The sequence below is a fragment of the Nocardioides sp. CER19 genome, from assembly GCF_029846275.1.
GTDB lineage: Bacteria > Actinomycetota > Actinomycetes > Propionibacteriales > Nocardioidaceae > Nocardioides.
Genome location: NZ_JARVWS010000001.1, coordinates 1264895 through 1278452, shown reverse-complemented (window position 1 = coordinate 1278452; position 13558 = coordinate 1264895). Strand labels below are relative to the sequence as shown.

At 69.9% G+C, this 13558-nt stretch carries 14 protein-coding genes and 1 tRNA gene; 6 read left to right on the top strand and 9 right to left on the bottom strand.

Annotated elements, in window-relative coordinates; translation table 11 throughout:
- Nucleotides 1-3 precede the first annotated feature (3 nt).
- On the bottom strand, nt 4-606 hold the full coding sequence (locus QDS12_RS06250; RefSeq protein WP_279877779.1) for a DUF1326 domain-containing protein: 603 nt from the start codon (nt 604-606) through the stop codon (nt 4-6).
- Between the two features lie 215 nt (nt 607-821).
- On the opposite strand from QDS12_RS06250, the gene QDS12_RS06245 reads away from it, so the two are divergent.
- Nucleotides 822-3914: a S8 family serine peptidase gene (locus tag QDS12_RS06245; RefSeq protein ID WP_279877777.1), complete on the top strand. Its 3093-nt coding sequence runs from the start codon at nt 822-824 to the stop codon at nt 3912-3914.
- A 7-nt stretch (nt 3915-3921) separates the two neighbouring features.
- Here the strand turns inward: QDS12_RS06245 and QDS12_RS06240 are convergent, their stop codons facing one another.
- On the bottom strand, nt 3922-4659 hold the full coding sequence (locus QDS12_RS06240; RefSeq protein WP_279877776.1) for a TIGR02206 family membrane protein: 738 nt from the start codon (nt 4657-4659) through the stop codon (nt 3922-3924).
- A 132-nt stretch (nt 4660-4791) separates the two neighbouring features.
- Between QDS12_RS06240 and QDS12_RS06235 the strand changes: the two genes are divergently transcribed.
- The gene (locus QDS12_RS06235; protein ID WP_279877774.1) at nt 4792-6060 is read left to right on the top strand and encodes a hypothetical protein; all 1269 of its coding nucleotides are present in this window, start codon (nt 4792-4794) and stop codon (nt 6058-6060) included.
- The gene (locus QDS12_RS06230; protein WP_279877771.1) at nt 6057-6704 is read left to right on the top strand and encodes a class F sortase; all 648 of its coding nucleotides are present in this window, start codon (nt 6057-6059) and stop codon (nt 6702-6704) included. The genes QDS12_RS06235 and QDS12_RS06230 overlap by 4 nt, the downstream gene beginning before the upstream one ends.
- On the opposite strand, the gene QDS12_RS06225 is transcribed toward QDS12_RS06230, so the two are convergent.
- Both QDS12_RS06225 and QDS12_RS06220 read right to left on the bottom strand, forming a co-directional pair.
- Nucleotides 6695-6994, bottom strand: coding sequence for a co-chaperone GroES (locus QDS12_RS06225; protein WP_279878471.1), 300 nt, complete (start codon nt 6992-6994; stop codon nt 6695-6697). The genes QDS12_RS06230 and QDS12_RS06225 overlap by 10 nt on opposite strands.
- 30 nt (nt 6995-7024) lie before the next feature.
- Nucleotides 7025-7279 (bottom strand): DUF3618 domain-containing protein, encoded by a 255-nt coding sequence (locus QDS12_RS06220; protein WP_279877769.1) that lies wholly within the window; start codon nt 7277-7279, stop codon nt 7025-7027.
- A gap of 30 nt (nt 7280-7309) precedes the next feature.
- On the opposite strand from QDS12_RS06220, the gene bcp reads away from it, so the two are divergent.
- The 3 genes from bcp to QDS12_RS06205 all read left to right on the top strand — a co-directional run bounded on the left by bcp (nt 7310) and on the right by QDS12_RS06205 (nt 8477).
- Nucleotides 7310-7774, top strand: a complete 465-nt coding sequence (bcp, locus tag QDS12_RS06215) for a thioredoxin-dependent thiol peroxidase (RefSeq protein WP_279877767.1) — start codon at nt 7310-7312, stop codon at nt 7772-7774.
- A gap of 24 nt (nt 7775-7798) precedes the next feature.
- A tRNA-Leu gene (locus tag QDS12_RS06210) sits at nt 7799-7873 on the top strand.
- A 1-nt stretch (nt 7874) separates the two neighbouring features.
- Entirely contained in the window at nt 7875-8477 is a 603-nt protein-coding gene (locus QDS12_RS06205; protein WP_279877765.1) for a Maf family protein, read from the top strand.
- Here QDS12_RS06205 and QDS12_RS06200 read toward each other — a convergent pair.
- From QDS12_RS06200 to ngcE, 5 genes are read right to left on the bottom strand one after another with little or no spacing between them, the layout of a single operon-like run.
- Nucleotides 8467-8976: a GtrA family protein gene (locus tag QDS12_RS06200; RefSeq protein WP_279877764.1), complete on the bottom strand. Its 510-nt coding sequence runs from the start codon at nt 8974-8976 to the stop codon at nt 8467-8469. The genes QDS12_RS06205 and QDS12_RS06200 overlap by 11 nt on opposite strands.
- A 20-nt stretch (nt 8977-8996) precedes the next feature.
- Nucleotides 8997-10178, bottom strand: a complete 1182-nt coding sequence (locus tag QDS12_RS06195) for an acyl-CoA dehydrogenase family protein (RefSeq protein ID WP_279877762.1) — start codon at nt 10176-10178, stop codon at nt 8997-8999.
- Between the two features lie 40 nt (nt 10179-10218).
- Entirely contained in the window at nt 10219-11121 is a 903-nt protein-coding gene (locus tag QDS12_RS06190; protein WP_279877760.1) for a carbohydrate ABC transporter permease, read from the bottom strand.
- Nucleotides 11118-12113, bottom strand: coding sequence for a sugar ABC transporter permease (locus tag QDS12_RS06185; RefSeq protein WP_279877758.1), 996 nt, complete (start codon nt 12111-12113; stop codon nt 11118-11120). The genes QDS12_RS06190 and QDS12_RS06185 overlap by 4 nt, the downstream gene beginning before the upstream one ends.
- The gene (ngcE, locus tag QDS12_RS06180) at nt 12110-13522 is read right to left on the bottom strand and encodes an N-acetylglucosamine/diacetylchitobiose ABC transporter substrate-binding protein (RefSeq protein ID WP_279877755.1); all 1413 of its coding nucleotides are present in this window, start codon (nt 13520-13522) and stop codon (nt 12110-12112) included. The genes QDS12_RS06185 and ngcE overlap by 4 nt, the downstream gene beginning before the upstream one ends.
- Nucleotides 13523-13558: the final 36 nt, after the last annotated feature.

The window sequence follows — 13558 nt, the reverse complement described above, 5'->3', positions numbered from 1 at the left end:
GTGTCAGGCTGCCCAGGAGAAGTTCGACTTGGACAGACCCGTCTTGCCCTCGTAGGAGATGCCGAACGCGTCGATGCGGCTGCGCTTGGCCTCGGCCATGATCAGGTCGGAGCCGACCGGGTGGAACATGCCCTGGAAGCGCACCGGCTCCCCGGTCTCGACGCCGAACGGGACGATGTCCTCGATCTCGAAGTCGATCGTGTCGGCCACCCGCACGCTGTGCCGCAGCCCGTCGTCGGTCACGTCGATGGCGGCCCGCTCGACGCCGACGATCTCTCCGACCAGCGGCACCAGGGCGCCCATCGGACCGCCCAGCTGGCCGCCGAACACCTTGACCAGCCGGTCGAACTGCTCGTCGCTGGCGCCGTCGTCGACATAGACGCCCAACCGCCAGTTGCCGTCCGTCATCACCTTCGGGGTGTCGGCGATCAGCGCGACCCGCCGCCCCGCGATGTCGGTCCCCTCAATGTCGCCCTCGCGGATGTCGAACACCAGCGTCACCCGGCAGAAGTCGTAGGTGGCGCCGTGGTCCATCGACATGTTGCAGGGACACATCAGCTCGCAGGAGCAGGTCTCCACATAGCTTCCGGCCAGGTTCCACGACATGAGCCGCCCCCTTCGCCACTGGCACCCAAGCTTTCAGTGTCACCGGGGGGAGGAGGACCGTCAATGAGCCTCTCCCCTACTCGGATGACGATCCCACTGGCCCCTATCGCCCCGGCCATCTCTGTGTAAACATCCGAGAGCGGTGCCGCCGTGCCGTTCTCCACTCGGAGCTTGGAGGAGTCTTGGGATCGAACGTTCGTGGATTGCTCGGGGGTGTGGCGGCAGCTGCACTGATCGGAGGGGCGCTCGTCGCGGCGCCGTTGACACCAGGTGCTTCGGCGGCACCGGCGACGCAGAAGCAAGCCGCCCTCGTCAAGGCGTTGGGCCTCGGCAAGGACGTCCGGAAGAGCGGGCACGATGCCTACGTCGTGCTGCTCAAGTCCGACCCGCTGCTGGCCGAGTTCGACCAGGACCAGCTGGCCACATCGGCCGCACGTGACGCCCAGGGCGCCATCCTCGACGCCCACACCGCGATCGCCGACGACGCCGACGTCTCCGCGAGCGCTGTCACGCAGGACCTCACCGTCGCGGCCAACGCGTTCGCGGTCAACGTCGACCACGCGGCCGCCGTACGGCTGGCGGCCGACCCGAAGGTCGCCGCTGTGGTGCCCGACGAGCTGTTCCAGGCGACCGGCCTCACGGCCGCGGCGCCGGCCGCGCCGGGCCGCCGCACGCACGACCGCAGCCACACCGTGCTGCCGACCCACCCGCGCGGTCACGGTCGGCCGGGCACCCGGCCGCCGTACCACCCCGGCCCCTCGTCCTCCGTCCCGACCGAGGAGGACTTCCTCGACCTGACGGGGCACGGCGAGGCCTACGACTCCGGCATCGACGGCACCGGTGTCCTCGTCGGCGTCATCGACACCGGCATCTGGCCCGAGCACCCGAGCTTCGCCGACGACGGCACCCTGCCCGCGGCGCCGGTGCTCGCCGGCGACTCCTGCCAGTTCGGCAACACGTCGGCGAACCCCGATGACAAGGACTTCACTTGCAACGACAAGCTGGTCGGCGCGCGCGACATGACCAAGACCTACCGCGCCGTCGAGGGTGCGGAGCCGGACGAGTTCGTCTCCGCGCGTGACGACGAGGGGCACGGCACCCACACCGCCTCGACCGCGGCCGGCGACGCGAACGTGAAGGCCTTCATCAAGGGCAAGTACGTCGACACGACGTCCGGCATCGCGCCGCGTGCCCAGGTCATCGCCTACAAGGCGCTCGGCAACCAGGGCGGCTTCAGCTCCGACCTGTCGGCAGCGATCGACCAGGCCGTCGCCGACGGCGTGGACGTCATCAACTACTCGATCGGCGGCGGGGCCAACCTCACCGGCGTCGACGCCATCTCGTTCCTGTTCGCCTCCGACGCCGGCGTGTTCTCGGCCGTCTCGGCGGGCAACGACGGACCGGACCCGGAGACGATCGGCGGCCCGTCCGACGTGCCGTGGGTGACCAGCGTCGCGGCCGGCACCGAGACGCGCTTCTACCAGGGCACCGTCCAGCTCGGGAACGGCAAGCGCCTGACCGGCGCCTCGATCGGCGGCACCGTGCGCAACGCCCGGATCGTCGACGCGGCGACGCTGGGCAACGCGCAGTGCGACCCGGAGAAGCAGTTCTCCTCCTCGGTCGCCGGCGCGATCGTGATCTGCACCCGCGGCCTGCCGGCCGGACGCGTGGCCACCAGCCTCGCCGTCAAGAACGCCGGCGGCTTGGGCGAGATCCTCGCGAACGTCGACACGCCTGACCAGGACAACCTGTTCACCGACAACTTCTGGGTGCCGACCGTCCACATGGACCAGAAGGTCGCCGACCGGGCGCGGGCCTACGTCGCCGGCTCCCACGGCCGGGCCACGGCGTCGATCGTCCACACGGGCTCGATCGTCAAGCAGCCGTGGAAGGCGCCGTCGGTGACGGTGTTCTCGTCCCGGGGGCCGTCCCCGACGGCGGCGTCGATCATCAAGCCCGACATCACCGCGCCCGGCATCCAGGTCCTCGCGGGCGCCTCGCCGTTCACCGACGAGGGCTTCGTCCAGGGTGAGCTGTTCCAGGCCATCGCCGGTACGTCGATGTCCTCGCCGCAGATCGCCGGCATGTATGCACTGGTCAAGCAGGCCCACCCCGACTGGTCGCAGGCCGAGGCGAAGTCGGCGCTGCAGACGTCGGCCTCGCTCGACATCACGTCCAACGACCGCAAGACGCCGGCGAACCCGTTCGAGCGGGGCGCGGGCGAGGTGAACCCCGGCGTCGTCTCCAAGCCCGGCATGTTCCAGCCCGGCCTGGTCTACGACGCGGGCTTCAACGACTACCTCGCCTTCCTCTGCGGCGCGGCTCCCGGGTCCGTCAGCGCGGCGACCTGCTCGAAGCTGTCCACCGCCGGCTTCCCGACCCGGACCGAGGACCTCAACCTCGCCACCATCGGCATCCAGTCGCTGGTCGGCAACGAGACGGTCAAGCGCACGGTGACCAACGTCAGCAGCAGGTCGATCACCGTCACCGCCGACACCGGCGACGCACCCGACGGCTACACGATGTCCGTGAGCCCGCGGACGCTGACCGTGCCGGCCGGCGGCAAGGCGTCCTTCGAGGTCACCATCGCCAACAACGGCGCTCCGGTCGGCGCCTGGCGGTTCGGCAACCTGACCTGGCGCGGCTCCGGCTACAGCGTCAACAGCACGATCGCCGTCCGCGGCGCGAGCATCGGCGCCCCGGCCACCGTGACCGGCAGCGGCGCGTCGGGCACGGTCGACGTCCCCGTGAAGTTCGGGTACGACGGCGCCTACCAGGCCGTCCCGGCCGGACTCGTGGCGTCGCGGCCCCTGACCGGCACCGTCCTGCAGGACCCCGACCAGACCTTCGGCACTCCCGACGACACCCAGGGCGGTGTCACCAAGGTGCCGGTGACCATCGGCGACACCTCCTACTGGCGGATCCAGTACGTCAAGCCCGGCAACGACGACATCGACCTCTACCTGCTCGACTCGGCAGGGAAGGTCGTCGCCCGGAGCACGGCCGGCGGCACCGATGAGCTCATCGAGCTCAGCCACCCCGCGGCCGGCAGCTACACGCTGGCGGTGCACGGCTGGCAGGTGACGGGGACGCACACGTTCTCGATCGACAACTGGGTCGTGCCCACCGGCGCGGGCACCCTGAAGGTGGACTCGGCTCCGACCACGGCCACCGTCGCCGGAACCGGAACGGTCACGCTGTCCTGGACCGGCGCCACCCCGGCCGGCACCTACTACGGCGCCGTCGACCACACCGACGGGACCAACCGGCTCGGCCAGACGATCGTGAAGGTGTCCGGCACGGACTGATCGCGACTCAGGGATCGGCTGGCCCGCGCCGCGAGGAGACTCGCGGCGCGGGCCGCCGCTCCCGCCGGTCCGCCGCCACCCAGGGCCACGTCATGAGCGCCCAGCCGGCCAGCACCACCGCGATGAGCACCACGACGTAGACCGGCCACGGGCCGAACAGGTCGAGCGGCGTCGACACGTCCGGCTTGCGCGCGAGGTAGCCGTAGTTCGTGCCGGCCAGGGCGTTGAACACCATCGTCACGGCTGCCCACACCAGGCTCCAGAACACCGTGAAGCGGTAGCAGCGCCAGTCGGTCCGGACACCGATGCCGAAGGTGAGGTAGAGCGCCGCCCAGATCGTCATCAGGTGCATCCCCCAGAACTCGATGAAGTCCGGGTCCGGCCAGTCGGCGCCCAGCGTCGGCGTGATCACCGCCTGCACGGTCAAGGTGAGCGCCCAGTAGTAGAGCAGGCCCGACGTCCGCCGCTCCGTGGTCCACAGCGCGTAGACGGCGACCATCCAGCCCAGGTCGCAGATCTGGAGCGGGATCGACGAGCCGAGCTCGAACTGGCCGGGCAGCAGCTGCCGGATCTGGAGCGGCGCGGTGAACACCACCAGCACCACGGCGAAGCCGCGCCGCACCCGCTCCTCGGCCGATCGGTCGCGCAGCAGGCGGCCGGCCACCACCGCACCGACGGCGCCGGCGACACCGACCGCGGCGGCCACGGTGTGCGTGGCGCCGTACGGCTCGAACGTGCCCGCCACGCCTCGACTGTAGAGCGGTCGTCCCGCCGGTTCCCTACTCGCGCGTAACTCCGCCCGTCGACGGGCGTTGTGAGGTCGATCCACGACCGCGCTCGGGCGGCGTGGAGTCCCCCGAATAGCCAGGAGATCGAGTTGAGTCACCGTCTGTTCCTCCGCACCGGCTCCGCGTTGGCGGCCGCCTCTGTGGCGCTGCTGGCCACCGGACCCGCGTTCGCGGCCGACCCCGTCGCCCAGGCCTCCGCCACCGCCCTCGAGGTCGGCATCGCCGGCCACGGGACGGAAACCGGCACCTACACCGCGACCAACGACGGCACCCGCGAGACCACCTCCGGTGACAACGCGCCGGCCCTGCCGGTCGCCGTCGGTCAGCAGGCGACCAACCTGGGCACGCTCGCGCAGGACGCGGTCACCACGACCGCCGGTCACTCCGCTGCGTGTTCGGGCGTCGCGGGCGAGGGCGCCACGCTCACCCAGGTCGGCGACGGGACGCGCTGCCTGACCGGTGGACAGACCATCACCCTGGACGCGGCGCACGCCGACTTCAGCAAGCTCCAGGTGCTGCCGCCTCAGATCACCCAGGGGCTCGACACCACCCTCGCCGACGCCGTCGCGGGCGCGGTCGCCCCGGTCGTCAACCAGCTGCTGACCGCCCTCGGCAACCCCGGTCTCGGCATCGACCTCGGCGCCGTCCAGGCCTCCTGCAGCGCCGGTCCGACGTCCGCTCGCGGCACAGCGAACATCGCCCACGCCTCGGCCTACCTCCAGGCGCCCGCGCCCATCGGCCACGTCGACCTGGTCTCGCTGCCCGTCGACCCCGCTCCGAACACGCACGTCGTGACGAACCTGAGCGCCGTCGCCGAGGCCGTCCAGCGGGGCGTGGACACCCAGATCTCCACCACCCTGGGCGGCCAGGCCGGCACCCTCGGCCCGCTCCTCCAGCCGCTGCAGCTCGGCCTCGACACGCTGATCGACGAGGTCCAGAGCAACGTGACCGACGCGCTCGGCCCGCAGCTCGCGCCGCTCGAGCAGAACGTCCTCGACATCGTGCTCAACAAGCAGTCCCAGCCGGCGCGCGGCGCCATCGACGTGACCGCGCTCGACCTGCACCTGCTCCCCGCGGCCCGACAGTTCGTCGACGCCGACCTCGCCAGCGTCGCCATCGGTCACGTCACCTGCGGCCCGAACACTCGCGTCGCCCCGGCCGCCGATGCCGTTCCGGCGGTCGACACGCCGTCCACGTCCACGTCCGAGCCCGACACCGCGGTGCCCACGGCCGTGGAGGCCGGCGCCGGCTCCCTCGACGAGGGTCCGTCGCCGCTCGCCCACGCCGCGCTCGGCGGCCTGGTGGTCGCGGGCACGGGTGCCGGCGTCTGGGGCTTCCGCCGCAGCCTGCGCTCGTGACCGAACCGGCCAGCGGCAGCCACCGGGCGGGCCCCACGGGGCGCGCCCGGTGGCGGCGCTACGCGGTCGCCACCGTCACCGCCGTGCAGCTGCTCGCCACGGTGCTCGGGGGCGGCGCCGTGATCGGCTCCTTCCTCGTGCCCGGTAGCGACGCCTCGGCGGGCGCGCCGGAGTACACGGCCATCCGCCCCGGCGCGCCGCTCCGGCTGGCGATGCCCACACTCCATGTGACCGCGCCGATCGTCCCGATCGCGATGGTCGACCACGCCCTCGACCCGCCGCGGGACTACCGGGAGGTCGGCTGGTGGCAGACCAGCGCCAGGCCGGGCGCGGCGCGCGGTCAGACCGTCATCACCGGCCACACGGTGCACACCGGCGGCGCCAGCATGAACCGGCTGGGCAAGCTCACGGCGGGCGACTTCGTCGACGTCATCTCCCAGCGCGGACGGATGCGCTACGTCGTCCAGCGGACGAAGGTCTACAGCAAGGCGGCGGTCGCCCGGCACGCGCAGGACCTCTTCGGCCAGGACCACGGCCGGGGTCGGCTCGTGCTCGTCACCTGCACCGACTGGAACGGCGTGACCTACGAGAGCAACGTCGTCGTCGTCGCCAAGCCGCTGGGCGCTCCGGCCGATCAGAGGTAGAGGCCGGTGGCCTCTTCGCCGACACGCTCGGCCGCAACGGCGTGGATGTCACGCTCCCGCATGACGATGTAGACGTCGCCCGAGACCTCGACCTCCGCCTTGTCGTCGGCGTCGAACAGCACCCGGTCGCCGACCTGGACGGACCGCGCGTGCGGTCCGACCGCGACCACGCGCGACCAGGACAGCCGGCGCGCGCCCATGGCAGCGGTCGCCGGGATCACGATGCCGCCCGAGGAACGCCGCTCGCCCGCCTCCCGGTCCAGCTCCACGAGGATCCGGTCGTGGAGCATCTTGATCGGAGTCTTGTCGCTCACCTGGTGCTACCGGGACAGCCGGCGGAGGGCGACGACCAGACCGACAACGCCCACGACCACGCCGGCGGTCTTCAGGATGTTGGGCATGTTCGGCTGGCCGGTCGCCGGGTCGACGTAGACGGCCCGGACGCTGGCGACCTCGCGCCGCGCGATCGTCTTCGGGCTCGAGCGGTAGAGGAGCTGGTCGATGGTGCCCGCGAGACGCTCGCGGGTCTCTTCGATCTCACGCTCGAGCGAGGACTGCGGATCGGGCTTGGTCATGGCCTGAGGTTACCAAGTAGGTTTCCCCGCATGAGCCGCCTGCAGCCCGGTGATGTAGCCCCCACGTTCACGCTGACCTCCGACACCGGCGACACCGTCTCCCTCGGCGACCTCGCCGGCCGCAAGGTCATCGTCTACTTCTACCCCGCGGCGATGACGCCGGGCTGCACCAAGCAGGCCTGCGACTTCACCGACTCCCTCGATGCACTCCAGGCGCAGGGCTACGAGGTGGTCGGCATCTCGCCGGACAAGCCGGAGAAGCTGGCGAAGTTCCGCGAGCGCGACTCGCTCACGATCACGCTGCTCTCCGACCCGGACAAGGCGGTGCTGACCGCCTGGGGTGCCTTCGGCGAGAAGAAGCTCTACGGCAAGGTCGTCGAGGGCGTCATCCGCTCGACGTTCGTCGTCGACGAGGGCGGCAAGATCGAGCACGCCGCCTACAACGTCAAGGCCACCGGTCACGTCGCGAAGCTGCGCAAGGACCTGGGGATCTGAGCGGTTCTCTAGACTGACCGCCGCGCGCCCGTAGCCCAATTGGCAGGAGGCAACAGGTTTAGGTCCTGTGCAGTGTGAGTTCGAGTCTCACCGGGCGCACGTGACGACCCTCGTGCTGGCCTCCCAGTCCCCCGCCCGCCTCCAGACGCTTCGCAACGCCGGGATCGAGCCGGTGGTGATCGTGAGCGGCGTGGACGAGGACCAGCTGTCGGGTCTGGCGCCCGACGAGCTCGCGCTGCAGCTGGCCCGCCTCAAGGCCGAGGCTGTCGCGTCCCGGACCGAGGTGCCCGACGGCGCGCTCGTCCTCGGCTGCGACTCGGTCCTCGACCTGGACGGCGAGGCCCTCGGCAAGCCGGGTACGCCGGAGGAGGCGACCCGCCGCTGGAACGCGATGCGCGGTCGCGCCGGCGTCCTGCGGACCGGGCACCACCTCGTCGACACGGCCACCGGCCGCACGGCGGCCGCGACCGCGAGCACGACCGTCCACTTCGCCGACGTGACCGATGACGAGATCGCGGCGTACGTCGCCACGGGCGAGCCGTTGTGGGTCGCCGGCGCGTTCACCGTCGACGGCCTCGGCGGCGGCTTCGTGACCTCGATCGAGGGCGACCACCACAACGTGGTCGGCGTCAGCCTGCCCCTGGTACGCACCCTCGTGCGCGAGCTGGGCCACGAGTGGACGGGCCTGTGGGCTAGTCGATGAGCTGCGGCTCGACGACCGTCTCGTCCGGGCCCTCGGACGGGTCGTCGTAGACCTCGGTGTAGCGGATCGGCCGGTGGAAGACGAAGCGCCGGAACAGGTAGAAGCGGGCCACCTGCGAGAGCAGCAGGCCGACGACGTTGCCCGAGACGTTGTCCCACAGGGGCGAGGTCAGGCCGAGGGCGTGTCGGCTGAACCACAGGCAGCCGAGCGGGATCGTCGTCATCGTGATGATGTTGATGACGGCGTAGGAGACGAACCCCTCGCCCGGCTTGGTCGCCGACCGGTTGCGGAACGTCCAGCGGCGCGACAGCTCGTAGGAGACGAGCATGCCCACGCCGTGCGACACGATGTAGGACCACGTGACGTGGCGGTGGAGCGGCGACCACAGGTGGTAGGGCTCGTAGGCGAGCCAGTTGTAGAGCAGGATCGCCACCGCCGTCGACACGAGGCCGACGGCCATGAACCGCACTGCCTCGGCGATCACGTGACGTCGGGGCATGCGGCCCACTCTAGGAGTGGTCACTCGACGGGCAGACCGAGACCCCGTGCGATCAGCATCCGCTGGACCTCGGAGGTGCCCTCGCCGATCTCGAGGATCTTGGCGTCGCGGTAGAACCGCGCGACGGCGTACTCCTCCATGAACCCGTAGCCGCCGAAGACCTGGGTGGCGATCCGCGTGGCCGTCACCGCCGACTCGGAGGTGTAGAGCTTGGCGATGGCGGCGGCCTGCTTGAACTCCTTGATGGGCGCGCCGGCGTCCTTGAGCGCGGCGGCGCGGTAGGTGAGCAGCCGGCCGGCGTGCAGCATGACCTCGAGGTCGGCGACCTGGAAGGCCACGCCCTGCTTGCGGCCGATCGGGACGCCGAACGTCTGCCGCTGCCCGGCGTAGGAGACGCACAGGTCGAGGCAGCCCTGGATGAGGCCCACGGCGAGCGCCGCGATCGCGACCCGGCCGTCGTCGAGCGTCGCGAGGAACTGGGCGTAGCCCCGGCCGCGCTCCCCCAGCAGGTTGCCGGCCGGCACGTGCACGTCCTCGAAGGTCAGCGGGTGGGTGTCCGACGCGTGCCAGCCGAGCTTCTCGTAGGCCTTCTCGGCGGTGAACCCCGGCGTGTTTGACGGTACGACGATCGCGCTGATCTCCGGCTTGCCGTCGGCGTTGACGCCGGTCCGTGCCGTGACGGTGACCAGGCTGGTGATCGAGGAGCCCGAGTTGGTGATGAACTGCTTGGCGCCGTTGACCACCCACTCGTCGTTGACCAGCTCGGCCCGGGTCCGGGTCGCCCCCGCGTCGGACCCGGCACCCGGCTCGGTGAGGCCGAAGCCGGCCAGCGCCCGGCCGGCGACGAGCTCGGGCAGCCACTGCTTCTTCTGCTCGTCCGTGCCGTAGGTGAGGATCGGGTTGATCCCGAGGCCGACGCCGGCCTCGAGGGTGATGCCCATCGACTGGTCGACGCGCCCGAGCTCCTCGATGGCCACGCACAGCGAGGTGAAGTCGCCGCCGGCGCCGCCGTACTCCTCGGGCGCCGTCAGACCGAAGAGGCCGAGCTCGCCCATCTTCTGCACGACGTCGACCGGGAAGTGGTGGTCACGGTCCCACTGGGCGGCGTGCGGCGCGATCTCCGCCTCGGCGAAGTCGCGCACGACGCGCCGGAACTCCTCGTGCTCCCGGGACAGCTCGCCGTATCCGTTCGATGTGGACATGCCGACAGGTTAGCGTTCATTAACCTGTCGGCGGGAGTCCTCAGCGGAACGTTCCCCGAGCCACCGAGCCGGACAGGCGCCGCTGGAAGATCAGGTAGACGACCAGGACCGGGAGCACCGTCATCACGACCGCGGCGAAGAGCGCGCCGAAGTCGACCGAGTAGCCGGCCTGCGAGGCGAACGACGCCATCCCCTGCGTGAGGACGTAGTGGTCCTGATTGGTGTTGAGCGCGACCGGCAGCAGGAACTGGTTCCACAGCCCGAGGAAGTTGAAGATCGCGACGCTCGCCATCCCCGGCCCCGCCATCGGCAGCATGATCGAGAAGAACGCCCGCCACTCGCTGGCGCCGTCGATGATCGCCGCCTCGTAGACGTCCTCCGGCAGCGCCTTGAAGAACGCGTGGAGGAAGAAGACGGTGAACGGCAGTGCGAACGCGACGTAGGTGAGGATCAGGCCAGGGAAGGTGTTGATCAGCCCGATGTTCTTCAGCACGAAGAACAGGGGCACGATCACCAGGAAGATCGGGAAGGTCAGGCCGGCCAGCATCGAGTTGTAGATGAGCCGCCTGCCCGGGAACGTGAACCTGGCCAGCACGTAGGCGCACATCGCCCCGAGCAGCATGACGAGGAACAGCGACGCCCCCACCACGATGACGGTGTTGAAGAAGAACCGGCCGATGCCGGCGTCGGTCCACGCGTTGACGTAGTTGTCGAGCTGCCAGTGGGCGGGCAGGGAGAAGGGCGAGCCGAGGATCTCCCGCGTCGTCTTGAAGGACGACAGCAGCACCCACAGGAACGGCACGATCACGATGACCGACCAGACGATCAGGAGCACGTGTGAGGTGACCTCGACCGCCGTGTCGCCGGCGTGGGTCGTTCCCCGGTTCCGCTGCCTCTGGCCCTGCTGCTCCGGGAGGGCATGCTCGGTCACTGCTGCGCTCATCGACGCACTCTCCTCTCGTGGCCGCCCGTCAGGTAGTTGACGAGGAAGACCAGCGCGGCGAACGCCAGCGTGATGAGCGCAAGGGTCACGCCCATGGCCGTGGCATAGCCGAACTGCCCCTTCTTGAAGGCCGTCGTCAGCAGGTACTGGCTCATGGTCAGCGTCGAGTTGTTGGGGCCGCCGCCGGAGTTCATCGCCTGCATGTAGACGAACGCGTCGAGCGCCAGGATGCCGATGTAGATGTAGGCCGTCTGCACGTTGTCACGGATCAGCGGCAGGGTGATCGACCAGCTGGTGCGGAACCGGCCGGCGCCGTCGAGCCGGGCCGACTCGTAGATCTCCGCCGGCACGCCCTTGATCGCGGCGACGAACAGCACCGTGTAGAAGCCGACCGACGCCCAGATGATGACGAACATGGAGGCGGGCATCGCCGTGCTCACCTCACCGAGCCAGGCGAAGTTCTCGAACCTGTCGAGCCCGAGGCCCGTCAGGACGCCGTTGAGGAGTCCCGCCGCCGGGTCGTAGACCTGCGCCCAGATGAGGCCGATGACGATCGCCGGGACGGCGTACGGGAAGAACGAGACGACCCGGTAGGCGCCCGCACCGCGGATGCCGCGGATCGTGCCGCTGCTCGGTCCCCCGACGGTCACGACGACGGCGATCGCGAGGGCGGCGACGATGGTCACGAGCGGCACCACGATCGCCAGCTCGATGTTGTTGCGGACCGCGTGCAGGAAGATGTCGTCGTGGGCCAGCTTGCGGTAGTTGTCCAGGCCCGTGAAGTTCATGTTGGGCGTGAAGCCCGACCAGTCGGTCATCGAGTAGTAGAGGGCCTGCAGGACCGGCCACACCACGAAGACGACGAAGATCACCAACGGCAGGCCGAGGAAGGCCGCCATGAAGGTGATGCGGTCGAGCGACGGACGGCGCCGACGCCGGGCGGCCGGAGGCCGGCCGCCCGTCGTCGGGCTCGCGGTGGTGCTGGTGGTCACGTGATCTTGAGCTTCTTCACGGAGGAGTCGTTCGCGACCTTGTCGGTGATGTCCTGCAGCGCCTTGGTCAGGGCAGCGCCATCGATGGCACCCGAGAGGAACGAGTTCCAGGGCACGAGCTGGTCGGTGTTGAGCCCGTAGTAGTCGACGAACTGGTAGTTGAAGATGTTGTCGCCCGCCGAGTCCAGCATCGACGTCTGCGAGACGAGCGCCGTGGAGCCGAACCCGTCGGCGGGCACGATGCCCTTGACGATGGTCGGCGCCAGACGCGTCTTGGAGAAGTTCGTCGCCGCGTCCTTCGACAGCATGGCGCGCAGGATCTCCTTGCCGCCGGCGACGTTCTTGCCCTGGGACGGAACGACGAACGGCTCGCCCGCGCCCGCGCGGATCGCCTCGTAGGGCATCGACGAGCTCGTGTCCGAGGTAGGGGTCGGGAAGCCGGTCATCTTGAAGTCCGGCTTGGTGGCGTCCTTCATCTCGTTCTCGATCCAGCCGCCCGACGGGTAGAGAAGGGCCTGCTGGTCCTGGCTCCACTTCGCCTGCGCGGCGGTGAACTGGGTGCCCGCACCACCGGGCACGAACATCTTCTCCTTGACCATCGTCTCGAGGGCCTTGATCCCGCTCTGGACGGCCGGGAGCGACCAGCACTTGGGCTGCAGGTTCTCCAGTGCCAGCCGGACCTCGTCGCCGCCCTGCTTGATGGACGAGTCGACGAGCATCGTCTGGTAGTAGGTCGCGGCCTCCTTGCCCCACACCCACAGGTACTTGCCCTTGGCCTTCGCCTTCTGGCCGAGCGCGATGGCCTCGTCCCAGGTCTTGGGCGGGGTCCAGCCGTTCGCGTCGAACAGCGACTGCGAGTACCAGACGGCGTAGACCGTCATGACGTAGTTGAGGGCGACGAACTTGCCGTCGAACGTGCCCGGGTCCTTGGCACCCGGGTAGAGCGAGTCGAGGATCTTGGTGCCCTCGTAGTTGTTGGCGTCGAAGACGTCGTCGAGCGTGGACAGCTGGGCAGCGATCGTGTTGAAGCCGATCGCGTCGGCGCCCGAGTTGTCGATGAGGTCCGGCGGGTTGCCACCGACGAACCGCGGCTGCAGCTCGGTGGCGATCTTGGTGGTCGGTGAGACCTTGATCTTCACACCGCTGAACTTCTTCTTCACCTGGTCGGCGGCGAACGTGACGTAGTCGTAGCCGTAGCCGCCGTTGAAGATGACGGCCTCGACGCTGCCCGTCTCGGCGAGCCCGAACGGGTTGGTGGCGCTCTTCTTGCCGCCGGACTGCTTGTTGGAGTTGTCGTCACCTCCGCCCGCACAGGCGGCGAGCGCGCTGGAGAGCGGCGCGAGCGCCGCTGTGGCGAGCGCTCCCCGCAGGAGGGTGCGACGGTCGAAGCGACCGATCTGGTCTGACATCGTGTGTTGCCTTTCGCTCGAGGTGACGGGTTCCTG

Excerpts from the sequence above, each read along its gene's own strand:
- QDS12_RS06195 (WP_279877762.1), bottom strand. The coding sequence starts at position 10,178 with ATGTCCACATCGAACGGATACGGCGAGCTGTCCCGGGAGCACGAGGAG.
- QDS12_RS06225 (WP_279878471.1), bottom strand. The coding sequence starts at position 6,994 with ATGCTCCACGACCGGATCCTCGTGGAGCTGGACCGGGAGGCGGGCGAG.
- QDS12_RS06200 (WP_279877764.1), bottom strand. The coding sequence starts at position 8,976 with ATGCCCCGACGTCACGTGATCGCCGAGGCAGTGCGGTTCATGGCCGTC.
- bcp (WP_279877767.1), top strand. The coding sequence starts at position 7,310 with ATGAGCCGCCTGCAGCCCGGTGATGTAGCCCCCACGTTCACGCTGACC.
- ngcE (WP_279877755.1), bottom strand. The coding sequence starts at position 13,522 with ATGTCAGACCAGATCGGTCGCTTCGACCGTCGCACCCTCCTGCGGGGA.
- QDS12_RS06220 (WP_279877769.1), bottom strand. The coding sequence starts at position 7,279 with ATGACCAAGCCCGATCCGCAGTCCTCGCTCGAGCGTGAGATCGAAGAG.
- QDS12_RS06250 (WP_279877779.1), bottom strand. The coding sequence starts at position 606 with ATGTCGTGGAACCTGGCCGGAAGCTATGTGGAGACCTGCTCCTGCGAG.
- QDS12_RS06190 (WP_279877760.1), bottom strand. The coding sequence starts at position 11,121 with ATGAGCGCAGCAGTGACCGAGCATGCCCTCCCGGAGCAGCAGGGCCAG.